General features: G+C 71.4%; 4 protein-coding genes. 1 reads left to right on the plus strand and 3 read right to left on the minus strand.

Annotation, left to right across the window (positions count from 1 at the left end; translation table 11 throughout):
- The 3 genes from GAS53_RS52725 to GAS53_RS52735 all read right to left on the minus strand — a co-directional run.
- Nucleotides 1-731 (minus strand): SDR family NAD(P)-dependent oxidoreductase (locus GAS53_RS52725; protein ID WP_151484953.1); only part of this gene is annotated, 731 nt, incomplete at its 3' end.
- A gap of 70 nt (nucleotides 732-801) precedes the next feature.
- On the minus strand, nucleotides 802-1941 hold the full coding sequence (locus GAS53_RS52730) for a sigma-70 family RNA polymerase sigma factor (RefSeq protein WP_151484949.1): 1140 nt from the start codon (nucleotides 1939-1941) through the stop codon (nucleotides 802-804).
- A 3-nt stretch (nucleotides 1942-1944) separates the two neighbouring features.
- Nucleotides 1945-2229, minus strand: coding sequence for a putative quinol monooxygenase (locus tag GAS53_RS52735; RefSeq protein WP_151484950.1), 285 nt, complete (start codon nucleotides 2227-2229; stop codon nucleotides 1945-1947).
- Between the two features lie 241 nt (nucleotides 2230-2470).
- Between GAS53_RS52735 and GAS53_RS52740 the strand changes: the two genes are divergently transcribed.
- Nucleotides 2471-2893, plus strand: a complete 423-nt coding sequence (locus GAS53_RS52740) for a hypothetical protein (RefSeq protein WP_151484951.1) — start codon at nucleotides 2471-2473, stop codon at nucleotides 2891-2893.
- Nucleotides 2894-3106 lie beyond the last annotated feature (213 nt).

Genomic DNA, 3106 nt, shown 5'->3' on the forward strand with positions numbered 1-3106 from the left:
GCCCGCTCCGAAGCCAGGAACGCCGCCAGCTCCGCGACCTCCCGCAACCGCGGCGAAGCCGACAGCATCCGCAGGCCGTCCAGCATGTCCAACACGCCCTGCAGCGCCTCGGGGCTCGCCATCGCCGGGTTGACCGCCCCCAGCGACTCCGGAGTCAGCGTCTCCGGCACCCCGGCCACCCACATCCCCACCGCCCGCACACCCTTCGGACCGAGCTCCTGCGCCAAGGCGCGGATCAGCGTGTCGATGGCCGCGTCCGCGGGGCATGTACCGCCCATCAGCGGGCTGGCATGCGCGGAGCCGCTGTTCAGCGCGAGGATCACCCCGGACCCCTGCTCCGCCATGCGACGCCCGGCAGCCCGGGCGGTGATGAAGTTGGTGGTGATGCCGTTGGTCACCGGGGCCGTGTAGTCCGCCACCGACATCTCCACCACAGGCGTGCCCTGCACGTCGTTACGGGTGATGAGGTTCAGCGAGACGTCGATCGAGCCCGCCTGCGCCACCACGGCGTCCGCGTGCTCCTCCACCGCCCGCTCGTCGAGGGCGTCGACCACGGCCGCGTGCGCCCGGCCGCCCGCGGCCTCGATGTCCTTGGCCACCGCCTCGAGCTTCGCCGCCGTCCGCCCGGCGAGGAAGACTCGTGCGCCCTCCCGGGCGAAGGTGCGGGCGACGGCCCCGCCGATGTTCCCGCCGGCACCGTAGATGATCGCGTTCTTGTCCTGCAGCAGCATGATGGCTCCTCGTCCGCGGCTGTCGTCATCGGAAGATGTCGGCCATACAGACGCACGCGAGGCGTGCCGCTCATCGCTCCTGCGCGGAAATCCTCAGCGGCAGGCCGAAGGCCGGCAGCAGGTGCGGCTCGAACGTCGTGATCTCCACGATCCGGCCGTCCTCGACACGCAGCACGTCGAGGTTCTGCGCCCGGTAGACGGTCGTGCCCGGGCGCTGCACGTAACCCGCCACCGCCGGCTGCCCGTTCGCCCACGTCGGGAGGTGCCGCCAGCGGCCGAAGAACTGCGGCGACTCCGGGTCGAGAGTCTGCGCGACGAAGTCGAGGATCGCCTCGCGGCCCACGAACCAGTACGGGTTCGGCGGCATCGTCAGCTTCGCGTCGGCCGCCAGCAGCTCCGCCATCGCGGGCAGATCGAGCCGCTCGGCCGCGACCCGATAGCGCTCGACGACTTCGCGCTCCTCCTTCGTCGGGGCGGTCGCCGGGGCCCACTCCGTACGGCGGTCCGCGGGCAGTTGCTCCCGCAGCGCCGGACGGGCGCGCTGCAGGGCGCTGTTGACGGAGGCCGTGGACAACTCCAGAAGCTCGGCGGTCTCCGCGGCCGGGAGCCCGACCACGTCCCGCAGGATCAGCACCGCCCGCTGCCGTGGCGGCAGGTGCTGCAGCGCGGCGAGGAAGACCAGCTCGACCGTCTCCCGCGACAGGACCTGCGACTCGGGGCCCGCCTCCGCCGCCGGGATGTCGGCGAGCAACTCGTCGGGGTAGGGCTGCAGCCACTCGATGCGTACGGGCGGCTCGCCCTCGCCGTGGTCCATGCCGGGCAGTCGCCCGTACCGGCGCGGTGTGCGCTGATGGCGGCGGAGGTGGTCCAGGCAGGCGTTGGTGGCGATGCGGTACAGCCAGGTGCGTACGCTCGCCCGGCCCTCGTACGCGTCCCGGCTCCGCCAGGCCTTCAGGAAGGTCTCCTGGACAAGGTCCTCGGCCTCGTCGTAGGAGCCGGTCATGCGGTAGCAGTGTGCCTGCAGCTCGCGGCGGAACGGCTCCAGTCGCTCGGCGAAGTCGGCGTCGGATCCGGCGGTCTGCTGCGGCACGGCGAAGCCTCCCGGTCGACGGCAACTCGGGGCTGGTGCCCCGACATTGTGCCAGCCGGTCGGCGTCGGTGCGGGCGTCGCGATCTGCCGACTGTGGGCCGGGGCGGCACTGAGGCCCATGCTCTAGGGAGCCTCGACTCCGGATATCCGGTACTTGCTCACCTCGGCGTCGCGGATCTGGGCTGTCTGCTCGGGCTCCGGGCCCGCGCCGCGGAAGCGTTGAAGGTCCTCGTCGGTCTCCCAACGCTCGTACACGTTGATCCGATCCGGCTCGTCCGGATCGGCCGACAGAGCGAAATCGAGGCAGCCGGGTGCGGCCCGGGCCTGCTCGACGACCTTTGTGCATCCGGCCAGGTACGCGTCGCGGGCAGCGGCGTCCACGTACAGCTTTCCGGCAATGATGATCACGGTGCTCCCCAACTTGCGGATCGTCCCCCGCGGCGTCGCGGGGCCGCATTTCGCCACGGCCACAGCCTTGCGCCATGGCCACTGCGGAGGTAGACCGCAGCGGCCCACCAAACTCATCGCGGCGCCGACCGCTCCGGCCACAGGACGCGGGAGGGGTCCCGAGTCTTCGCACGGATGATGCCGACCATGCCCCGGTGAGCCCACCGCGGGGCCGCCGGACTGCAACGTGAGGAGGGCGCCCATGACTGGGCCGACGGACGAAGGAATGCGGACGGAGCTCCCGGCTCGCCGCCCCAGGGAGGTCGCTGCGGCCGTCGTACTGCTGATCACATCCGCGGTCATCGGCGCCTCGATCGCCGCGAACGACCCGGAGATGACGCAGTTCGTGAGCCTCCTGCTCATCGTCGCCGTCGTGTCGGCGATCCGCGTCCGGCGCGGTGGGCGGAAGGCCCGAGTCACGGCAACGGTCACGGCCGTACTGTTCTTCCTCTATCTGGTACCGCACGCGGTGTGGGGCTTCGTGTCCCCAGGCGGTGTGTTTCAGCCGGACTATGCGGTGCGGGGCATCATCGCCATCGCCGCATCCGGGGCCGGAGTGATCCTCCTCTACACGCCCACAAGCCGCGCGTACTTCCGCGCACCGCAGCGGGAGACCACCCGGTGACGCGGCCGTCGCCGCACCGGCGCACCGCCGCACGGACGCACATCCGCACCGGCTGACGGTGCGGCGTGAGGACGGCTTGGACGAGGCCGGTGATCCGGGTGGCGGAAACCGCTCCCAGCGGCCCGCTAGGGGGTGTCTTCAAATGTCACGCCCACATCAGGAGCGATGCGAGGGTGACGGCTGCTTGGTAGGACTCGGCGGTCTTCTCGTAGC

Origin of the sequence: Streptomyces albicerus, assembly GCF_008905045.1 — a bacterium.
Lineage (GTDB): Bacteria > Actinomycetota > Actinomycetes > Streptomycetales > Streptomycetaceae > Streptomyces > Streptomyces albicerus.

What these genes read in the sequence shown, in the direction of transcription:
- GAS53_RS52730 (WP_151484949.1), bottom strand. Translation starts at nt 1,941, where the DNA reads ATGGGCCTCAGTGCCGCCCCGGCCCACAGTCGGCAGATCGCGACGCCC.
- GAS53_RS52740 (WP_151484951.1), top strand. Translation starts at nt 2,471, where the DNA reads ATGACTGGGCCGACGGACGAAGGAATGCGGACGGAGCTCCCGGCTCGC.